We start from the raw sequence: 20398 nt of genomic DNA on the forward strand, positions 1-20398 counted from the left end.
AAGCGAGCGGGTAATAAATTCAATTTGACATAAGCTATTGGAGAATATTATGGCTCAAACTAAATTTGAGGCGCATAAAGAAGAGGCGCGCTCTAAAGAAAAGAAAAACAATCTAAGTGTAGTTCAAAGCATTTTCTCGGGAAGTGTTACTGGGGCTTTTGAAGTATTTGTTGATCACCCTTTGTGGTCGATAAAAACTCGAATGCAGAAGAGAGAGCCTTTTACTCTAAATCCACAAGTATTGTATCGAGGTATATTGCCAAATGCTGCCAGCATGGTCCCAATAACTGCAGTACAAGTAGGTTTGAACCGTTTTTTCCAAAAATGGTTTTTTGAGAATAAATATGAATTGTCTGATACTCAAAAATTGATCAGTGCATTTGCTGCAGGAGTGGGTTCTGCTGTAATTAGTTGTCCAACCGAAATGATTATGACCCATCAAAAAACGAGTTTTTGTTCGGCCGGCGCTCAGCTGGTGAAGCAGGGTGGATGGTCTCGTCTTTATACAGGGATGATGGCAACGATGCTGAGAGAGGGTATGTTTTCTACATTTTTTTTGGCTGTGACTCCTGCATTGAAAGACAGAATAAAGGAGCATTGTCCAAATGATTTTGTTGCTTCTTCGCTTGCGGGTGTATTGGCAGGAGTAGGTGCAACATTCGCCTCACAAAAGTTTGATGTGATAAAGACAGTCCAGCAATCATCAACGGCTAAAAATCCTTCAGGTTTTTTCAAAACGACTCAAAAAATTCATGCAGAATATGGCATTTATGGTTTTTTTAATGGTGGGCTGCCACGAGGTCTACGCGTAATGTCTGCAGTAACACTGATGAGTTGGATGAATGAGAAAATGAGTGAGTTGTTGTCCCAAAATCAGCAATCGAAATCAATTACAGGTTCATCGCTAAGTAAATAATTCTTTAATCCCGGGTTAAAAATTATTAATTCGGGATAAATTATATGTAAAGCGTCGAAGGAATTTCATGTCCAGGTCTTTAATTAACTACCAAATTGCTTTATTATTGATCATGGTAATTGCTAAGCCTTGGTAAATATCATGCGGTGTTTCTCTGTCCAATTGCTTTAAATTGGGGTATATTCGCGCAAGGTTTATTCATTGGTACTCTATATGCTTCAAAGTATGACGGCTTTCTCACGAGTGCAAAAGCAAATCGAAGAAGGTCATTTTTGTTGGGAAATCAAGTCAGTTAATCATCGATATCTGGATGTTTCATTTCGTTTACCTGAATCATTCCGATTTATAGAACCTCAGTTGCGTCATGTGTTGCGAGATGTAATCAATCGTGGCAAATTGGAGTGTCAGCTGAAATATCAAGATACAAGTTCTAATAATCAGTCTATGCTTATAAATGTAGGCATGGTTAATGCATTAGTAAATTTAAGTGAAAAGCTTTCTGCATCCCATCATTTGCCGAATGATTTAGGTATTAGTCGCGTCTTATCCTGGCCTGGTGTGGTGCAAGCCAGTGTGCCCGATGCAGATGTTTTAGGAGGGCACGCACTTTCTTTATTTAAGGATGCAATTGACCAACTAAAACAAATGCGTATAACAGAAGGGAGCGCATTAAAAGCACATGTAGAAGGACGATTAAGTGAATTAAGTGAAGAAGTTAAGCGAGCACGCTCTATAGTGTTAATGCAAACAGAACAAGTAAAAGATAAACTGTTGACTCGATTGCACTCAGTGAAACTTGAAGTTCAAGAGTCACGTGTGGAGCAGGAAATTGCTTTAATCTTGACTCGTATTGATGTCAGTGAGGAATTAGATAGACTAGAGACTCATCTTGATGAAGTGAGTCGGACGTTAAATTGCGATAAAATCGCAGGAAGACGTCTTGATTTTTTGATGCAAGAATTAAATAGGGAGGCGAATACGCTAAGCTCCAAATCCGACTCTGTAGAATTGACCAAGAGTGCGGTGGAAATGAAGGTTTTAATTGAGCAAATGCGTGAGCAAATTCAAAATATTGAGTGAGTACTATTGTGGGTGATTATTCGGGTAATTTATTTATTGTTGCAGCACCTTCAGGGGGAGGCAAAACAAGTTTAGTAAAAAGGTTAATCGAAACTATGGACGACATTGAAGTATCCATTTCGCATACAACGCGAACAATGCGACCTGGAGAACGAAACGGAGTGGACTACTTTTTTACTGATGAAAATGAATTTATGCGTATGATTGATGATTGTGCCTTTTTAGAGCACGCCCGAGTCTTCAATCATTTGTATGGAACCTCGATGGAGCAAATTACAAGACGTTTGCAAAATGGCATCGATGTGGTTCTGGATATAGATTGGCAAGGAGCGACTCAGATTAGACGTTCTTTTCCAGAGGCAGTAAGTATTTTTATTGTGCCACCATCTTTGGAAGTCTTAAGACAAAGATTGCTAAATAGACGACAAGATAAAGATGAAGTGGTTAGTGACCGAATGAAAAAGGCTCAAGATGAGCTGAGTCATTATCCTGAATTTGATTATTTAATTGTTAATGATAATTTTGAAAAAGCGGCGATGGAGCTAGGGGCGATTGTGATTGCAAACCGCTTATGTATTAAGCGACAGATAAATAAACAATCAAAATTGCTTTCTTTCCTGTTGTCATCGCAGTAAAATGCAGGGTTTTGCTACCGGAGAATGATTTATGGCACGAGTTACAGTTGAAGATTGTTTAAAGAATGTTGCGAATCGATTTGAGCTGGTTATGGTAGCCACGAAACGTGCACGCCAAATTGCAGTTCGAGGAGATCAGCCCATGGTTGAATGGGAAAATGATAAACCTACAGTAGTTGCTTTACGTGAAATAGCAGAAGGTTTAATTACCCCAGACATTTTGGATAAAGAGTAATTTTTAGGGATACTGGTAAACTATTTATATAGCTTGGGCGAAGCGACGCGAAGCCCAGGTTTTTAAGCAACTAAAAATTCCAGGATTCCACTTTTCACCCCAGCTACGAATGATAGAGAGGATAGTGAATATTCGGGGTCGCCATAACAGGGTGAATTTAGGGGTATAGGGGTATGGTCATGTTAGATACTAGGGAGTACTGCGTGAGCTACTTTAAGGAGCTCGATGAAGAGCTGAAATGCTATCTTGAGCAGTCGCAAATTGAAAAGTGTTATCAAGCCTATTTGGTCGCTGAGAAAGCGCATCAAGGGCAAATGCGTCGTTCTGGCGAACCTTATATTACCCACCCTGTAGCAGCAGCCCTTATTCTCGCTCGAATGCGTCTTGATTATCAAACAATAATGGCAACTTTACTCCACGATGTAGTTGAAGATACTTCGGTGAGTAAAGAAGATTTAACCCGCCAATTTGGTGAAGAAATTACCTCTCTGGTAGATGGTGTTACCAAACTAACTAAAATCAAATTTGAATCAAAGGCAGAAGCCCAGGCGGAAAATTTCCGTAAAATGGTCTTGGCCATGGTCAAAGATATCCGCGTAATAATTGTTAAGCTGGCTGATCGCCTGCACAATATGAGAACTCTTGGTGCAATGCCTTATGCAAAGCGTAGACGCATCGCCATAGAAACTTTAGAAATTTATGCACCCATTGCTAACCGTTTGGGGATGCATTCAATTTATGTAGGCTTGGAGGATTTGGGATTTCAGGCTTTATATCCCATGCGCTATAGGGCAATTAAATCAGCAGTTGAAAAATCTCGTGGCAATCGACGTGAATTGACCCAAACTATTGAGCGTGATTTGCAACTGGCTTTAGCACAATTGAATATCCCTTACGAACAAGTATTCGGTAGACAAAAGCACTTATACAGCATTTATAAGAAAATGCGTCAGAAAAAAGCCTCATTTACCGAGATTACCGATGTTTTTGCTTTTCGTGTTATTACGGAAGATATTGATTCCTGTTACCGTATTTTAGGTGCTTTGCACTGTACTTATAAACCTGTTCCTCAACGCTTTAAAGACTATATTGGCATACCTAAGGCAAATGGATATCAATCGCTGCATACAACCTTGTTCGGACCTTTTGGGGTCCCTCTGGAAGTGCAAATTCGTACTCGCGATATGGATAAAGTAGCTGATAATGGGGTCGCTGCACATTGGATTTATAAATCATCTGGTCTCGAGGTAAACGAAGCACAATTACGTGCAAGAGAGTGGGTGCAAAGTTTATTGGAAATGCAACGCAGCACAGGAAGTTCGTTGGAATTTATCGAAAACGTAAAAATTGATTTATTTCCTGATGAAGTATACGTATTTACCCCTAAAGGCCATATTATGGAATTACCCAAAGGGGCAACTCCTGTTGATTTTGCTTATTCAGTCCATTCTGGAGTAGGTAATAGTTGTGTCGCAGCTAAAGTAAATAGAAAACTGGTGCCACTCAGCATCCCCTTATCTAATGGGCAAACAGTTGAGATTATTACCGCACAAGGGGCTCATCCTAACCCGGCATGGTTAAACTTTGTAGTTACTGGAAAAGCACGATCAAATATTCGTCATTTTCTGAAGAGCCAACAAAATACAGAATCAATTAGTTTAGGTAAACGTCTTCTTGAGCAGTCATTAAATGAACTGTCCAGTGATTATGCTAAAATACCACCAGAGTCCTTACAGGCATTATTAAGCGACTTACATTATAAAATGATGGATGATTTGCTTTATGCGATTGGAATAGGCAATCAAATGGCGATGGTAATTGCTAAAAGATTGGTGGTAACTCAAGATTCTAATGAGTTGGATAAAGGAATTAAGACACGACCATTGGCAATTAAGGGAACAGAAGGAATGGTGGTGCATTTTAGTGAGTGTTGTCAGCCCATTCCTGGTGATAACATTGTTGGAAAATTCCAGCAAGGCCGAGGAATTATCGTTCATAGCAGTGATTGTGCTACATTAAAAAATTCACGAACCAATCCAGAACAATTTGTTGCCTTGCGTTGGGATGAGAAGGTTGAAGGCGAATACTGGGTTGATATTACTGTTGATGTAGTGAATGAGCGCGGAGTATTGGCGGCATTGGCAACTGCTATTGCTGAGGCGGGATCAAACATTGGAAATATCAATGTCGATCCGCGTGATGGTCGACATAATGCCGTTACCTTCTCAATTAGCGTTGTCGATAGAACGCATTTGGCTCGAGTTATGCGTCGATTACGAGCAAATAAAGTAGTGATGCGTCTTTATAGAAAAAAACAAGGGGATAATTAATGCGACCTGTAAATACAAAATTGGCTCCTGAGGCTATTGGAACCTATTCACAAGCCATCCAATGTGGTAATACAGTTTATCTTTCAGGACAAATACCGCTTGATCCAGTAACGATGCAACTATGTAGTGAAGATATTAAACTACAAATTACTCAGGTTTTAGAAAATTTATCAGCAGTTTGTGAAGCCGCTGGTGGCAGTTTGGCGCAAATAGCGAAATTGAATGTGTATCTTACTGATTTGCATCATTTTCCATTAATTAATGAAGCAATGAGTCGTTATTTTGCTGCACCTTACCCAGCAAGAGCTGCGATAGAAGTGTCTGCATTGCCACGTGGTGCGCAAGTTGAGATGGATGGTATAATGGTTTTATCTTCGAAGTAATTCATTTATAAAGTAGCCTCGACGAGGCGCAAGTCGTAACCGGGAAATCCATAATAAGAAAACCGAGCTCTGCTTCGCTTCATACAGGCTAGATATTTTAAAGTCAGAGTTAGTGTATGAGTATAATTTCCCTTCATGGTGTGTCCCTCAATATTGCGGGAAATCAGTTATTGGATAATGCAGATTGGCAGATCCAACCTCAGGATCGTATTGCATTAGTTGGACGAAATGGAGCGGGTAAATCCACTCTACTTAAACTCCTGCAGGGAGACTTGATTCCTGATAGTGGTCAAATCAATCAGCTTTCCGGATTGCGTGTTGCTGGACTCACGCAGGAAGTCCCAGTAGCAGAAGAGGAATCTGTCTATCATTTTCTAGTGAAAAGACTTGGTGAAGTAGGTGAGGTTTTATCTCGTTTTAATGAATTATCCCAATTGGGTAATATGGAAAAATTAGCCATATGCCAGCAACAAATGGATAATTTACATGCTTGGGACAAATTGCCACAAATTGAGACTATGGCCAGTCGTTTAGGCATAGACACTCGTGAGCGTATGAATAACTTGTCAGGAGGCATGAAACGCCGTGTTCTTTTAGGAGCAGCACTCATCGCGACTCCGGATTTATTATTATTGGATGAACCGACAAACCATTTGGATATTGAAGCGATTGAATGGTTAGAGTCATATTTGAAAAGTTTCAAAGGGTCGGTGCTTTTGGTAACTCATGATAGAGAGTTTTTGAGTCAAGTATCCAATCGGATTGTAGAAATTGATAGAGGGAAGTTGTACCAGCATGATTGTGATTATGAAACATATCTGGATAGAAGAGAGTCTATTCGTCAAAGCGAGCAAAAGCAAAATGATTTATTTGATAAAAAGCTGGCTGAGGAAGAGGTATGGATTCGTACTGGAATCAAAGCACGACGAACCCGAAATGAAGGTCGGGTTCGTGCGTTAAAGGCATTGCGTGAAGAATATAAGGCACGTCGTAATCAATTGGGTAAGGTCAAATCATTTTCCTTGGATGTAACTCGTTCAGGTTCGGTGGTCATTGAAGCAAACCATGTTAATTATACCTTGGGAGATAAAACGATTTTACGTGATTTCTCCTTATTGCTAAGTCGGGGGGATAAGCTTGGAATAATTGGTCCTAATGGATGCGGTAAAACGACTTTAGTAAGACTATTGCTTGGAGAATTACAACCAGATTCTGGGCAGATAAAACTTGGTACATCCTTGAGTGTTGCTTATTTTGATCAATTACGCCGGCAACTACATGAAGATCAAACCGTCATGTTTAATGTTGGTGATGGGGCAGATTATGTAACGATTAACGGTAAACAAAAACATGTTGCCAGTTACTTGCGTGAATTTTTATTTTCATCCGAGCGTTTTAATCAACCGGTTTCAGTGCTTTCAGGTGGTGAACGCAACAGATTATTACTCGCAAAACTCTTTGCCAAACCAGTCAATCTGTTGGTGATGGATGAGCCTACTAATGATTTAGATATTGAAACTTTAGAGCTCCTGGAAGGTATGTTAGCTGATTATCCTGGAACTTTAATATTAATTAGTCACGATAGAGCCTTTATTAATCAGGTCGTTACCAGTGTTCTGGTCTATGAGGAAGCAGGACAGTTTAATGAATTTGTTGGTGGTTATGATGAATACAAAATGCATAAGAAACAACAACAGCGTGATCAGGTAACAAAAGCACCGGTTTTAAAACGAACTACGGTAACCAATAAATTAAGTTTTAATGAGCAACGAGAGCTTGCGCAATTACCACAGAAAATTGAGCAATTAGAAGGAAAAATAGCGGAGTTACAATTACAAATGGCTGATCCTAAATTTTACCAACAAGATGCTCAGATGATTGCAAAGATAAATCAAGGATTGGTTGAGGATGAAACGTTATTAACCCAGCTTTATGAGCGCTGGGAGGTGCTAGAAGATGTTGAGAAAAGGAATAGATAAATGTTATTAACCTTAGCTTTGGTTATTCTTTTTAGTGCGATTACAGTTTTCTTTTCAGAAGAATTTATCAAAGCCTTTAATAATCTCTTTGCTATAAAAGGTGCTAAATTATTAATACCAATGTTTGCTGCATCCTGGCTCATTTATACTTATAATTTTTGGTTTCTATGGGGAATATTTTACGCACGTGAACTATTGCATGATGTATTGAATTTTTTAGTGCGTATGATGCCTTTTCAGAAAGAGGCGGTTTCGTTGGTATTGGTATTTATGATAACTGTACTTTCTGTGGTCCCGGTTCTTATTCTTGATGTTCTATCCCGAAGAAAAAATTTTAAGGGATATCAGCATCCTTATGTTGCGAGTGGTTTAATTTGGATACTGTCTGTTTTTCTATTAATCATCCTATGATCTTTATGTATAGAAATGTAATTTTTTTGTAAAGACTCAGTGATTTTATTAATAAAACCTTAAGTTTTCTTTTTTATACTTCTTGCCTCAAGTTTGGAATTTAATAAAAACAAAAGGAGAATAAAAGTGGCGTCTTCTCATAAGCAGCATGCTCATAATCAAGTTACTCGTGGTACTCCTTCGTGGGGGGGGTATGATAATCAGCATCATCATGCTTCCAACGTTTTTAATACCCCCGCTACCCGTCACGCTCATGCCCCAACTCCATCAGTTACGAGAGCGAGTTATAATGCCCACGATTATACATATTATTCTCGCCGAAGCCATTACGCAGGTACTGGGGCACTACTCATAGGTTCTTTTATTATTCTTCCTATTATTATTTTTGCGTTGACAGTTAAGTTCGCTTTTGGTTTAGCTGCATCATCGTTAACTACTGCAGGAGTTGCGGGCGCAGGTGCTGCGGGTGCAATTGCTCTTAGTGCTGCAACTTTTGGGCTCGGTGCTCTTGTTTTATATGGGGCTTTAGGTCTGGTTTCTTTGTATTCTAGTGCTAAAGAATGCTATAGAAGTGATAAAAATGTGTTTGACATGATTAAATCACGAGTTGTTAATGAAGATGGATTAAGTTTTAAAGGAGTTATGAAATCTATAGGCGCTGTACTTTGGTCACCATTTTTACTCATTGGTGGTTTGGCTGGAATGGGAGCTAAAGCAGCGGTGAATGCTCGTGCTTCAAAATCTTCAGGCTCAGAAAAGCAGGATGTAGGTCCTGAAATAAGTGGTTCTTATTCCGAGATGGGTAGTGACTTCCATCCACAAAAGAAAACGACATATGGGAACGATGAAAATCCAATTCATTCTAAGGTATTTGCTGATCCTTCTTCTTCAGAAGTTCCGGATCTTCATCTTTTAAACTCACAGACATCGTTTCCTCACTTGTACCCTCTTGTAAAAAACTAAAGACAAAGTAGATCGCAGGTTTTTGGGTTCTGGTTACAGAACCCAAAAACCAAAAGAGAAATAAATACCATTGAATCCTTAATTATGATTCTTATCCGTCAGGGGTGATGAATGGTTATAATCCGTGTATAATAGCGGCAATTTATTTTCAGGTTGCTCTATGAATAAACAGGATTTTTACTTTGATTTACCTCCAGAACTCATTGCGCAGTATCCGTTAGCGAATCGCAGTGACTCACGTCTTTTAACCTATAATCGTCAGAATGGTGAATACGGTCATTACCAGTTTCGTGAAATAGCTGATTTTTTAAACCCTGGCGATTTATTGGTAATGAATGATTCCAAGGTGATCCCAGCCAGACTTTATGGCCATAAGAATACTGGTGGAAAAGTTGAGTTATTGGTTGAACGTATTACTGGCGAACTTACCTTTCTAGCTCATATTAAGGCCAGTAAAGCGCTGAAAGCTGGCTCAATGATTAAGTTGGAGCAAGATAAAGAAATCAAAGTTCTTGATCGACACGATGATTTATTTCTTTGTCATGCCGATATGGATGTCTTGAACTTATTGAATGGAATAGGGCATATTCCATTGCCACCTTATATTACCCGAATTGATGAAACGCTAGATCAGAATCGTTATCAAACGGTTTATGCAAAATATGAAGGATCTGTTGCTGCTCCCACAGCAGGTTTGCATTTTGATGAGCATGTATTATCCAGCGTACGTTCAAGAGGCGTTACTGTGGCGTATCTTACTTTGCATGTTGGAGCGGGAACATTTAGACCCGTTCGTTGCGATAATATTAAAGATCATAAAATGCATAGTGAGCGATTTACAATTAGTCCTGAATTGTGTGAGACAGTACACGCCACGAAAGCAGCAGGAAATCGAGTAATTGCAGTAGGTACAACCACTTTGCGTAGTCTTGAAAGTGCTGCACAAAATGGAGAACTAACCCCATGTAGCAGAGATACAGACATCTTTATTTACCCGGGATATGAGTTTAAGATTTGCGATGGATTAATGACTAATTTTCACTTGCCTGAGTCCACTTTATTAATGCTGGTTTCAGCTTTTATAGGCCATAAACAAGCAATGATGCTTTACCAGGAAGCAATTGAAAAAAGGTACAGGTTTTTTAGTTATGGCGACACCAGTTTATTGCTGTAAATCAGGAGATCAGGAATGTTGGCTGCAGTACAAAATTTTATACCTGTTTTAACTTCAGAAGCAGGTTTGTGCCTTACAACGGCAAATTGGCAAGAGGCAAAGGTAACTGCCGCATCCTATTCTTTGGAGAGTTTGTTGTATAAGCCTGGTCAGGATGTACTTCAAAAAATACCTGATTTAGCGCATTATCTGGCTTGTCCTGGAATGATGATAATCAATGCTGCGTCACTTGTTGCCAATAAAGAAAAGGTTTATGTTCTTAAGTCTCCTTATGATGGGTCCCGAGTCAAACTTGCTTTGGAAGAGCTCATCGGACTGATCCTGTATCTAAAACCGGATGCAGTACTATTACCCCAACATATCATGCGTGATTTTCCACAAATTTGGGACAATTGGGATGATGCAATTGTTCCATTTATTCATAGTGATGATTTAGAACAGCATGCAGTTATGAAACCTCATGGGGTTTATTTTAAGATTTTGAATGAACCGAATTGGGCTAAATTAGAGCAATTCTCCCATGTCCCACGTTATGTTATGGGATGTTTTGAGTCTGAACTAATTCAACGTTTGCGTCATCAGGGAATAGGATTTATTGAGACGGATGAGCCAGCTCAAGCAGCAATGCAAGGAAGGGTGTACAGCAAGACAGGCACTGTGGATCTAATGGATTCAAAAACACAAATGCAATTTGAAATGATCGATGCGAATTGTGTTTGTCCTACTTGTTCGCAACAATTTACTCGCGCTTATTTACATCATTTATTGCAACATACTCCTTTATTATGTCAGCGATTTCTGATCCAGCATAATGTTTTTTATGTGCAGAATTGTGAGGTTAGTTGATGCTCTTTAAACCTGACCCTAGCACTCACTGCCATTAAGTTAAGGTTTTTTGTCATTCTCGCGAAGTCGAGAATCTATTCTTAAATTGGCACAATGCTTTGTCAGAAATGGGTTCCCGCCTTCGCGGGAACGACAGTTTTTCTTAACTTAATGGTAATACCCTCAGCTCTCTCCCATAAATGGGAGAAGGTGCCCGTTAGGGGCGATGAGGGGCCTCTTATAATATTTGACAGTTTTTTCCATACCAGCTAGCATTACGGTCAATTTGATGGCGCGGGGTGTCGTGATAAACGTCTGAGAAATACCCGTTGAACTTGATCTGGTTCATACCAGCGTAAGAACGCCTTAAATCTGTATCTATTTTTAGAACAGTTAATTTCTTAGAGTACTCTCTACCGTATTGTAGACCGGTCTTTAAGAGTTATTTAACTGTTTTGTTGAATGCAGATTCATTTCTTCTATTAAGTCTTAACGCGATATCTTTAGCCATCCTATTTTATTAATTAAACAAGGAGCTATGGCATGAGTGCGTTATCTATGAGAACTACCCTATTACTTAATTGGTATGCAAACCCTTACCATACCCCCATTTTTGTTGCCCATGCGTTAGGGTATTACCAACAAGAAGGTATAAAACTCGCAATTTTAGAACCTAGCGATCCAAGCGATGTGACCGAAATTGTCGGTATGGGCCATGTTGATTTTGGGGTCAAGGCCATGATTCATACCTTAGCTGCCCGTGCAAAAGGCTATCCTGTTACCTCAATTGGTACATTATTGGATGAACCTCCTACAGGTCTGATTGCACTGAAATCCAGTGGTATAAGCTCATTTCAGGATATTGTTGGCAAACGGGTTGGTTATATTGGCGAGTTTGGCAAAATCATTATCGATAATTTGGCAACATTAGCTGGCATTGATCCCTCAAGTTATGAAACAGTTCGTATTGGCATGAATGTTACTGATGCGATTTGTCGTGATATCGTTGATACAGGGATTGGTTTTATTAATTTTCAAAAAGTTGAATTAGAACATTTACGGGGTGAAACGGTATTTCTGCGTATCGATCAGCTTGCAGGCTTAGGTTGTTGCTGCTTTTGTTCCATTCAATTTATTGTGCCAGAACGCATGTTAAAAAAGCCTGAAACACTTAAAGGATTTCTCAATGCCACACAACGGGGGGCTGCGTTTACTACCGAAAACCCCGAAGAAGCTTATGAACTGTTATGCAGGGTGAAACCTCAATTGCGAACCCCTATGTATCATACAATTTTCATCCGCAGTTTACCCTTTTTCTCGCGTACTCTTTTAAATGTGGAGCGTGATTGGAATAAAGTAGGTCGTTTCGGCAAGCATTTGGGAATTATCGATGAGTCTTTTGCAGTAAATGCTTGTTATACAAACGAGTTGCTCCCTAAGATACCTCATTCGGAGCTGGAACCTATTGCGTGTTGCATTAGTGAATGAAAATACAATTGTAGCCTAGATGCAGCTGCAAACAGGCTACCAATATATTGAGAAAAGTGATTCTAATTAAATGAAAAATGTTGCTGTTGTTGGTGCTGGAATTATGGGGTGTTTATTGGCTTTTCGTTTACAAAATGAAGGCTTGCAAGTGACATTATTTGAGGCAGAACCCTTTTTCAATAATTGCAGTAATGCAGCAGCAGGGCTTTTGGCACCAATGTCTGAACTCGATAAAGCGGAGCAAGTGATTTTTAATCTGGGAGTAGAGTCAGTTGACACCTTATGGAGATCTATTTTGGATCAATTAGCGGACCCCGTATATTTTCGCCAAAATGGATGTCTTGTGGTGCATCATCCTCAAGATAAAGCAGAATGGCAGCAATTTAGTGGCAGAATTGTCAATAAATTAAGTGATTCCTGTTATCAGTTGCTCAACCAAAATGAATTAAGCCAACTGGAACCAGAACTGCATCAGTTGAAAATGGCATATTATTTTCCCAGAGAAGCACAACTTGATAATCAGACGTTATTGCTGGCACTTAAAAAACATCTTTGCCAGCGCGGTGCTATTTGGCGAGATCATACTTTTGTTTCTCGCATGCATCCAGGCGAGATAGAAACAAGAGAGAGGTCTTATTCATTTGATTTTGTATTTGATTGCAGAGGTCTTGGAGCAAAAAACACTTTTCCAAATTTACGTGGGCTTCGAGGCGAACTTCTTTGGCTGTATGCTCCTGATGTTCAATTAAAAAGGCCAATACGCCTCTTGCATCCACGCTATAATATTTATATTGCACCGCGCCCTAATTGTTATTACCTTATCGGCGCCAGTGAATTAGAATCAGAAGATCCCAGCCCCATTTCAGTGCGTACCACACTTGAATTATTAACCGCTGCATACTATGTGCACCGAGGTTTTGCTGAAGCACGGGTAATTAAGACAGTGACGCATTGCCGACCTACCTTAATGCATCATCAGCCACGCATACGATATGCCCAACGAATTATTGCTGTTAACGGACTTTATCGTCATGGATATTTAATCGCTCCGGCATTAGTAGAGGAAATTCTACGTGGATTAAAGAGCAATCAAAAAGACATTTGTTATCCTGAGCTTTGGGAGGCTTATTCATGATCATTTATATAAATGATAAACCATATACTCTTGATTCATCCTGTACCTTGCAGGAAATGCTTGAGCAGAGAGAGGGTATTGCTGCACATGTAGCAATCGCAATTAATAATCAGTTTGTTCCTAAGTCTATGTTTTCCAACACCACATTGTGTGAAGGCGATCGTATTGATTTGATTGTTCCGATGCAGGGAGGGTAGGGCTATGTGGTATTTAGCAGATAAACCCTTAACAAGTCGTTTGCTTTTGGGGACAGCTGGCTATCCATCACTTGAGGTAATGACTGATGCAATTCGAGCTTCCAAAACCAACGTGATTACTGTTTCTTTAAAACGGCAAATGCCTTGTGATATGGGGGGCGATTTATTTTGGCAAACCATACAGTCTTTGGGTTGCAATATACTTCCTAATACTGCGGGCTGCCGTGACGCACAAACTGCGATTACTACAGCCGAAATGGCACGTGAACTATTTCAAACTTCATGGGTTAAATTGGAAGTAATTGGTGATGATTACAGTTTACAACCCGATCCTTTTGAATTGTTACATGCTGCCGCCGAATTAGTAAAACGAGGCTTTGAAGTGTTTCCTTATTGTACGGATGATTTGGTTTTATGTCAGCGTTTAGTGGATTGCGGTTGTCGGATTTTGATGCCTTGGGCCGCACCTATAGGTTCTGGAAAAGGGCTACTTAATCCTTTTGCTTTGGAGACATTACGCCAACGATTACCGGATGTAACCCTGATTGTCGATGCAGGAATTGGAAAGCCATCTCATGCGACACGCATTTTGGAGTTAGGTTTTGATGCGGTCTTGTTGAATAGTGCAGTCGCTTCATCGATTTATCCATTGACTATGGCTGAGGCTTTTTCACATGCTGTCATCGCAGGACGTTCTGCTTTTGAAGCTGGCCTTATGCCTGAACGAATTACGGCACAATCGTGTACTCCTTTAATCGATACACCGTTTTGGCATCAGGAGATCGCATGATGAGTACTGTATGGAGCAACATGGGTAATGAAGCAGATAGACAAACACTTCGAGGATTGGGTCTTGAGATGCAATCGCAGCGATTTCTTAAAACTCCGCCTGCCGCAATTAAAATTGAAACGAGAGTTTCTGCTGACGACATTCAGATTCTCAATCATTATGCGGGACCTGTAGTTTGGGATTTTAGCTTATCCTTATCTCAATATGTTGAGGAAAAGAAGAGTAATTTAGGCGCTGGACTTTCTTTTGCCGATGTTTTGGTACTAAATACGCATGAAGCTGAATTTATTTTAAATTGTCAGGTCAAAACACATCACGCCATGCAAGAAACTGCATATAAACTACTAGCTCTTGGTGCTAAAAGTGTATTTCTCATAGGGCAGCCTATGCACGAGTCTTCATGGCAGCATGATTATTGGACCAATGGAAGCACTTCATTTTGGCTGACTCAAAATCGTATCTATGATGCAAAATATCCGGAACTTCGTTCGATTTTCTCCGCAGCAATTACTGGTGCACTGGCTCTTGGTTATTTGCTTGAAGACGCATTAATCATAGCAAAAATGTACGTACATCAGGCAGTACGTCGAGGACAAACCAGTGTGTATTACGGTGGTTTTCCAGAAGATGAAACTGATTTACCTTATCTTGCATCTAAACCATTGTATGAAGCGCCACAACCATTTAAGCCATGTCACCGATTAGGTCTTTATCCGGTGGTTGATGAATTTTCTTGGGTTGAACGGCTCTTGAATCTTGGAGTAAAAACCATTCAATTACGAATTAAAGAAAAAACAAACACCCTTGAAGAGGAGATGCGGCAAAGCATTGCTTTGGCTAAAAAACATCGGGCCACATTATTTATAAATGACTACTGGGAAATGGCTTTAAAGTTAAATGCAGAAGCAGTGCATTTAGGGCAATCAGATTTGGATACAGCGGATCTTGATGCAATTAGAAAACAAGGGCTTTTGCTGGGAGTAAGTACTCATTGTTACTACGAAGTAGCACGAGCGCATGCGCTGTGCCCTTCATATATTGCAATTGGCCCAATTTTTCCGACAACAAGCAAAGAAATGCCTTTTGCAGCTCAAGGCATTGAATGCTTACAGCGCTGGAAACGTACGTTAAATTATCCTTTAGTTGCAATAGGAGGAATTAATATCGATCGCATGCCTGATGTGGTGGCTACAGGTGTTCAAGGCGTTGCCCTTATTTCTGCAATTACCAAAGCAGCCGATCCTCACCAATCTACTCTGAAGCTTTTGAGTTTAATCGAACAATGAGAGGCTAAACATGTTTTCGTCATCCGAATTAAAACGTTATGCACAGCAAATTAGATTAGAAGAGATAGGCGTTCATGGACAAAAAAAACTCCAAAAATCTCGTGTATTGTGTGTTGGGGCGGGAGGAATCGGGGCAACTTTACTTCCATACCTAGCAGGGGCAGGGGTCGGGACTTTAGGGATAATCGATGATGATTTTATCGAAGAAAGTAATTTACATCGGCAAATACTTTATCAAGAAAAGGATATCTATCACCTAAAAGCGACCACTGCAAAAATGAAATTACAGGGCTTGAATTCAAACATTAACATTCAGGTATATGAGGCTCGTTTAAATAATGAGAATGCTGAAGATATCATCGCGCAATATGATCTTGTTGCCGACTGCTCGGATAATTTTTACACTCGTTACTTGACCCATGGGATTTGCTATCGCTTGGAAAAGCCTTATGTTTATGCCAGTGCTTACCAATTTCAAGGTCATTGCTCGCTGTTCTATGGTAAAGACAATCCATGTTTACACTGTTTGTTTCCCGTGATTCCTGATTCATTTGCAAATTGTCAGAATGGTGGTGTGTTAGGGACTCTCCCGGGTTTACTAGGGATCGTGCAAGCGACAGAAATTATCAAATGGATTACTCAAAGTGGTGTTTCTCTGTTGAATCGCTTGCTTTGTATCGATTTTTTATCAATGGAAATGAAAAATATTCATTTGGTAAAAAATGAGGAATGTTCCTTCTGTGTGTCTGGCCAAACCGTAGAGAAAAATATTTTTACTCAAAGTGTACCATCCGATGAGATGCAATCTTTTGCAGTATTAGCAGATGCTTTACCAAGCTTTTTGCAAAATAATCCCGACGCATTATTGTTGGATGTAAGAACAGTTACAGAACATAATATGAATAACTTGGGCGGGACATTAATTCCACTGTCTGAATTGCCTGACCGCTTTAATGAATTAAATCCGTTACAAACCACCCTTATTTATTGTCAGTCAGGTCAAAGAAGTCAGCGAGCTTTGATATTATTAAGACAAGCTGGGTTTCGTACTGTTTATCATTTGGCTAATGGACTGGATTCAGTGATATCAAATAGGTCATTATAAATAAAGAATAAAGCGCTTAATTTTGTTCATTTGAATTCCCTTTTAAATCCTTCCAGAAAATTATAGTTCTAAATAAAAACTACTATTGTGAAAAACTGTTTTAATTTCCTCGTTGATTCATTTACCTTAAGGGCAATTCGCTATATGATGTCACGCGATTATCAATAGTAGATTATAGGAGACAATATGAGTTTTTTTATTAGCGATGCTCTAGCTGCAGCGGGGACTACAGCAGCGCCTCAAGGAGATGGAACTTTTTCGCTCATTATGATCGCCGCAATTTTTGTGTTGTTCTACTTTATGCTTATAAGACCCCAAAACAAAAGAGCAAAGGAACATCGTGATTTAATAAGCCGTTTAAAGAAAGGTGATGAGATTATTACCTCAGGAGGTATATTAGCTAAAGTAGTTAGTCTGGATGAGCAATACATCAAAATCAGTCTTGCCGAAGGTGTAGAGATTAATATACAAAGAGGTGCAGTGAGCACTGTTTTGCCGAAAGGCACTTTAAAATCGCTTTAAGAAAGTCAGGACACGGAAATGCAAAATAAATATCCTTTATGGAAAAACCTGATGCTGATTATTATTGCAGTGGTTGGGTTTATTTACGCTATACCTAATTTGTATACAGAGAATCCTGTAGTACAGATTTCGTCTGAAACACCTGTGGATTATGATGAATTAAAAAACCAGGTAGAAGGTATCTTAAAGAAAGATAATCTATCTTATAAATCAGTCATCACTCAAAATGAATCTGTTGAAGTCGTTTTTTCATCAACTGATTCACAGTTGTTAGCTCGCGATACCATCAAAAATGCTTTGGGATCTCAATATACTGTGGCCTTGAATTTAGCTCCATCTACACCAAGATGGTTGGATTCTATTCGTGCGGCTCCAATGAAACAAGGTCTTGATTTACGTGGAGGGGTACACTTTCTATTAGAGGTTGATGTGGAAAGTGTGATTAGCCGTCGTTATGAAGGGGTAATGAAAAATATTAGTCAAGAATTACGCGAGCTTGGCATTCGTTATATCGGCATTCGTTATGTAGCAGATAAAGGTGTTGACTTACATTTCCGTGATAGTGAATCAATGAATAATGCCTATTCGGGCTTAAAGGAAAAAATGCCTGATCTCGTTTTTGTAAAAGGCAAAACGGGCAATCAAATAATAGGTTCGATTTCACCAGTCGAGTTAAACAGTACCCGTCAAAATACCATTGAACAAACAATGAGTATTTTACGAAATCGAGTTAATGAGTTAGGAGTTGGTGAAGCTGTTGTGCAACAACAGGGAGCAACCCGTGTTGCCGTAGATTTGCCTGGAATTCAAGATGCAGCACGTGCGAAGCAAATTCTTGGTGGAACTGCAACGTTGCAATTCTATATGGTGGATCAGGATAATGATCCTCAAATTGCGAAACAAACTGGGGCTATTCCTGTCAATGATAAATTACTGGTGATGGATGGACGTCCTATTCTGTTAAAAAGACAAGTGGTATTGAGTGGTGATTCAATTACCTCAGCCGTTTCCAGTTATGATCAGCAATCAGCTACCCCAGCAGTACAAATACAGCTTGGTGGGGGCGGTGAAAGTTTGTTTACCAAAGTAACTCGAGAGAATATTGGTAAACGTATGGCCATTGTTTATGTTGAAACAAAAAATTCCATACAAACTGTAAATGGAGTGGAAAAAAGAGTTACTCATAGAGAAGAGCGTGTTATTAGTGCTCCAGTAATTCAAAATGCTTTGGGTAATAATTTCCAGATTACTGGCCTTACTGACAGTAAAGAAGCAAGTAACCTGGCTTTATTGCTTCGAGCAGGTGCTTTGCCTGCTGCGATCTACCCAATAGAAGAACGCACCGTAGGACCCACTTTAGGTAAGGAAAATATTCGTAGAGGTATTATTTCATTAGAAGTTGGCATGGGCTTAATTCTAGTCTTAATGCTGGTTTATTACCGCCTTTTTGGTCTTATCGCTGATATTGCGCTGATGCTTAACTTGGTTTTACTTTGTGCATTACTGTCTGTGATCGATGCAACTTTAACCCTTCCAGGTATTGCAGGGATTGTATTGACGGTGGGTATGGCGGTGGATGCCAACGTACTGATTTATGAGCGTATTCGTGAAGAGTTACGGCATGGATTATCACCCCAGGCTGCAATTAATGCAGGATATGAGCGTGCATTTTCTACCATTCTTGACGCGAACGTAACTACCCTAATCGTAGCTATTATCTTGTTTGCTGTGGGTACAGGACCTGTGCGTGGATTTGCTGTAACGCTTTCTTTAGGATTGCTGACCTCCATGTTAACCGGCATCACTTACACCCGAGGGATTGTAAATTGGTATTATGGCGGTAGGGCTGTTAAGAAATTATCTATTGGTATTTAAGGCGAGGCTCAGATGGAATTTTTTAATCCAAATTCAAATGTGGACTTTATGGGTGCTCGTCGTTGGACGGCGATATTCTCTATGTTGATCTTTGTGCTTTCTATAGGTGCTTTAGCGATTCATGGTTTGAAGTGGGGACTTGATTTTACGGGTGGAACTCAAATTGAAGTTTCTTATTCTTCAGCTGCAGACTTACCTTCAATCAGGGAAAGTTTGAGTAAGGCAGGATTTAAAGAAGCTCAGGTTGTGAGTTACGGTACTTCCAAAGATGTATTAATTAGTATTGCTCCTCGAGAGGATAAAGAGCAGGCTCGCTTGGTTGATCAGGTTATGAGTGCTCTTCCTGGTGCTGCAAAACAAAGGGTGGATATTGTTGGGCCACAAGTAGGGCAAGAGTTAGCGACTAAAGGAGCCCTGGCTGTTGTTGTTTCTTTGTTAGCAACGATGATTTATATTGCCATGCGCTTTGAATATCGACTTGCAGTGAGCTCTGCTGTTGCTTTAGTCCATGACCCTGTATTGATATTAGGTATTTTTGCCTTTTTTGGTATTGAGTTTGATCTTAAAGCATTGGCAGGCTTATTGGCAGTCATTGGTTACTCTCTAAATGATACCATTGTAGTTTTTGATAGAGTACGCGAGAATTTTGTGAAGATTCGTCGTGCCAGCTCTATAGAAATTATGAATATTTCGATTAACCAAACTTTATCACGTACCATCATGACATCGATGTTGACGCTTTTTGTGGTGGTTGCTCTGTTTATCTATGGAGGTGAGGCCATTCATGGATTTTCTCTGGCATTGATCATTGGTATTCTGATAGGTACTTACTCTTCTATCTATGTTGCAGGAGCTTTAGCAGTGGCAATGGGGCTTGATAGAAAAGATTTTATGCCCAGTCAACGCAAAGAGGTTGATAATCGCCCTTAATATGTACAGCGGAACCCGAAGATAGGCTCGAAATTACTTGCTTTTAAACCTGGGTTCCGCTGCGCTGCACCCAGGCTAAATAGGAAATGCAATTTTATTGAATCAATATGTATGTTTTTCCTACTCTTAACTCAAATTT

20 protein-coding genes and 1 riboswitch are annotated in these 20398 nt (G+C 39.7%); all 20 genes read left to right on the top strand.

All coding sequences use genetic code 11. From position 1 onward, the window contains the following. The first annotated feature begins 49 nt into the window (after window positions 1–49). Window positions 50–916: an MC/SLC25 family protein gene (locus ELY20_RS01225; RefSeq protein WP_110141316.1), complete on the top strand. Its 867-nt coding sequence runs from the start codon at window positions 50–52 to the stop codon at window positions 914–916. A 213-nt stretch (window positions 917–1129) separates the two neighbouring features. Next, entirely contained in the window at window positions 1130–1996 is an 867-nt protein-coding gene (locus ELY20_RS01230) for a YicC/YloC family endoribonuclease (protein ID WP_110141317.1), read from the top strand. 5 nt (window positions 1997–2001) lie between these two features. Beyond that, on the top strand, window positions 2002–2631 hold the full coding sequence (gmk, locus tag ELY20_RS01235; protein ID WP_233590465.1) for a guanylate kinase: 630 nt from the start codon (window positions 2002–2004) through the stop codon (window positions 2629–2631). Between the two features lie 31 nt (window positions 2632–2662). Then, a complete protein-coding gene (rpoZ, locus tag ELY20_RS01240) occupies window positions 2663–2866 on the top strand; it encodes a DNA-directed RNA polymerase subunit omega (protein ID WP_110141319.1) in 204 nt (67 codons plus the stop codon). A gap of 203 nt (window positions 2867–3069) precedes the next feature. Beyond that, a complete protein-coding gene (gene spoT, locus ELY20_RS01245; RefSeq protein ID WP_165831562.1) occupies window positions 3070–5196 on the top strand; it encodes a bifunctional GTP diphosphokinase/guanosine-3',5'-bis pyrophosphate 3'-pyrophosphohydrolase in 2127 nt (708 codons plus the stop codon). Then, the gene (locus ELY20_RS01250) at window positions 5196–5579 is read left to right on the top strand and encodes a RidA family protein (RefSeq protein WP_110141321.1); all 384 of its coding nucleotides are present in this window, start codon (window positions 5196–5198) and stop codon (window positions 5577–5579) included. Before spoT ends, ELY20_RS01250 begins: the two co-directional genes overlap by 1 nt. 116 nt (window positions 5580–5695) lie before the next feature. Continuing rightward, the gene (locus ELY20_RS01255) at window positions 5696–7558 is read left to right on the top strand and encodes an ATP-binding cassette domain-containing protein (RefSeq protein ID WP_110141322.1); all 1863 of its coding nucleotides are present in this window, start codon (window positions 5696–5698) and stop codon (window positions 7556–7558) included. Continuing rightward, the gene (locus ELY20_RS01260) at window positions 7559–7969 is read left to right on the top strand and encodes a hypothetical protein (RefSeq protein WP_110141323.1); all 411 of its coding nucleotides are present in this window, start codon (window positions 7559–7561) and stop codon (window positions 7967–7969) included. Between the two features lie 126 nt (window positions 7970–8095). Beyond that, on the top strand, window positions 8096–8932 hold the full coding sequence (locus tag ELY20_RS01265; protein WP_110141324.1) for a hypothetical protein: 837 nt from the start codon (window positions 8096–8098) through the stop codon (window positions 8930–8932). A gap of 160 nt (window positions 8933–9092) precedes the next feature. Further along, window positions 9093–10106, top strand: coding sequence for a tRNA preQ1(34) S-adenosylmethionine ribosyltransferase-isomerase QueA (gene queA / locus ELY20_RS01270; protein WP_110141325.1), 1014 nt, complete (start codon window positions 9093–9095; stop codon window positions 10104–10106). Window positions 10107–10121: 15 nt separating this feature from the next. Beyond that, window positions 10122–10952 carry a tRNA-guanine transglycosylase gene (locus ELY20_RS01275; protein WP_110141326.1) on the top strand — a complete coding sequence of 277 codons (831 nt, stop codon included), beginning with the start codon at window positions 10122–10124 and terminating at the stop codon, window positions 10950–10952. A 264-nt stretch (window positions 10953–11216) separates the two neighbouring features. Then, a riboswitch (TPP riboswitch) is annotated at window positions 11217–11310 on the top strand. 164 nt (window positions 11311–11474) lie between these two features. After that, window positions 11475–12419 carry an ABC transporter substrate-binding protein gene (locus ELY20_RS01280; RefSeq protein ID WP_110141327.1) on the top strand — a complete coding sequence of 315 codons (945 nt, stop codon included), beginning with the start codon at window positions 11475–11477 and terminating at the stop codon, window positions 12417–12419. 70 nt (window positions 12420–12489) lie between these two features. Beyond that, a complete protein-coding gene (locus ELY20_RS01285) occupies window positions 12490–13554 on the top strand; it encodes an FAD-dependent oxidoreductase (RefSeq protein WP_110141328.1) in 1065 nt (354 codons plus the stop codon). Further along, window positions 13551–13751, top strand: a complete 201-nt coding sequence (gene thiS, locus ELY20_RS01290) for a sulfur carrier protein ThiS (RefSeq protein ID WP_110141329.1) — start codon at window positions 13551–13553, stop codon at window positions 13749–13751. Before ELY20_RS01285 ends, thiS begins: the two co-directional genes overlap by 4 nt. 4 nt (window positions 13752–13755) lie before the next feature. Beyond that, complete coding sequence (locus ELY20_RS01295) at window positions 13756–14541, top strand: thiazole synthase (protein WP_110141330.1); 786 nt, start codon at window positions 13756–13758, stop codon at window positions 14539–14541. After that, entirely contained in the window at window positions 14538–15827 is a 1290-nt protein-coding gene (gene thiE / locus ELY20_RS01300; protein ID WP_110141331.1) for a thiamine phosphate synthase, read from the top strand. The genes ELY20_RS01295 and thiE overlap by 4 nt, the downstream gene beginning before the upstream one ends. A gap of 10 nt (window positions 15828–15837) precedes the next feature. After that, window positions 15838–16932: a HesA/MoeB/ThiF family protein gene (locus ELY20_RS01305; protein WP_110141332.1), complete on the top strand. Its 1095-nt coding sequence runs from the start codon at window positions 15838–15840 to the stop codon at window positions 16930–16932. A gap of 186 nt (window positions 16933–17118) precedes the next feature. Then, the gene (yajC, locus tag ELY20_RS01310; protein ID WP_058467774.1) at window positions 17119–17454 is read left to right on the top strand and encodes a preprotein translocase subunit YajC; all 336 of its coding nucleotides are present in this window, start codon (window positions 17119–17121) and stop codon (window positions 17452–17454) included. An 18-nt stretch (window positions 17455–17472) separates the two neighbouring features. Beyond that, entirely contained in the window at window positions 17473–19329 is a 1857-nt protein-coding gene (gene secD / locus ELY20_RS01315; RefSeq protein ID WP_110141333.1) for a protein translocase subunit SecD, read from the top strand. 12 nt (window positions 19330–19341) lie between these two features. After that, entirely contained in the window at window positions 19342–20259 is a 918-nt protein-coding gene (secF, locus tag ELY20_RS01320; RefSeq protein WP_110141334.1) for a protein translocase subunit SecF, read from the top strand. Window positions 20260–20398 lie beyond the last annotated feature (139 nt).

Origin of the sequence: Legionella qingyii, from assembly GCF_003990155.1 — a bacterium.
Lineage (GTDB): Bacteria > Pseudomonadota > Gammaproteobacteria > Legionellales > Legionellaceae > Legionella > Legionella qingyii.

Excerpts from the sequence above, each read along its gene's own strand:
- ELY20_RS01225 (WP_110141316.1), top strand. The coding sequence starts at position 50 with ATGGCTCAAACTAAATTTGAGGCGCATAAAGAAGAGGCGCGCTCTAAA.
- ELY20_RS01230 (WP_110141317.1), top strand. The coding sequence starts at position 1,130 with ATGCTTCAAAGTATGACGGCTTTCTCACGAGTGCAAAAGCAAATCGAA.
- rpoZ (WP_110141319.1), top strand. The coding sequence starts at position 2,663 with ATGGCACGAGTTACAGTTGAAGATTGTTTAAAGAATGTTGCGAATCGA.
- ELY20_RS01250 (WP_110141321.1), top strand. The coding sequence starts at position 5,196 with ATGCGACCTGTAAATACAAAATTGGCTCCTGAGGCTATTGGAACCTAT.
- ELY20_RS01255 (WP_110141322.1), top strand. The coding sequence starts at position 5,696 with ATGAGTATAATTTCCCTTCATGGTGTGTCCCTCAATATTGCGGGAAAT.
- ELY20_RS01260 (WP_110141323.1), top strand. The coding sequence starts at position 7,559 with ATGTTATTAACCTTAGCTTTGGTTATTCTTTTTAGTGCGATTACAGTT.
- queA (WP_110141325.1), top strand. The coding sequence starts at position 9,093 with ATGAATAAACAGGATTTTTACTTTGATTTACCTCCAGAACTCATTGCG.
- ELY20_RS01275 (WP_110141326.1), top strand. The coding sequence starts at position 10,122 with ATGTTGGCTGCAGTACAAAATTTTATACCTGTTTTAACTTCAGAAGCA.
- ELY20_RS01280 (WP_110141327.1), top strand. The coding sequence starts at position 11,475 with ATGAGTGCGTTATCTATGAGAACTACCCTATTACTTAATTGGTATGCA.
- ELY20_RS01285 (WP_110141328.1), top strand. The coding sequence starts at position 12,490 with ATGAAAAATGTTGCTGTTGTTGGTGCTGGAATTATGGGGTGTTTATTG.
- thiS (WP_110141329.1), top strand. The coding sequence starts at position 13,551 with ATGATCATTTATATAAATGATAAACCATATACTCTTGATTCATCCTGT.
- ELY20_RS01295 (WP_110141330.1), top strand. The coding sequence starts at position 13,756 with ATGTGGTATTTAGCAGATAAACCCTTAACAAGTCGTTTGCTTTTGGGG.
- thiE (WP_110141331.1), top strand. The coding sequence starts at position 14,538 with ATGATGAGTACTGTATGGAGCAACATGGGTAATGAAGCAGATAGACAA.
- ELY20_RS01305 (WP_110141332.1), top strand. The coding sequence starts at position 15,838 with ATGTTTTCGTCATCCGAATTAAAACGTTATGCACAGCAAATTAGATTA.
- yajC (WP_058467774.1), top strand. The coding sequence starts at position 17,119 with ATGAGTTTTTTTATTAGCGATGCTCTAGCTGCAGCGGGGACTACAGCA.
- secD (WP_110141333.1), top strand. The coding sequence starts at position 17,473 with ATGCAAAATAAATATCCTTTATGGAAAAACCTGATGCTGATTATTATT.
- secF (WP_110141334.1), top strand. The coding sequence starts at position 19,342 with ATGGAATTTTTTAATCCAAATTCAAATGTGGACTTTATGGGTGCTCGT.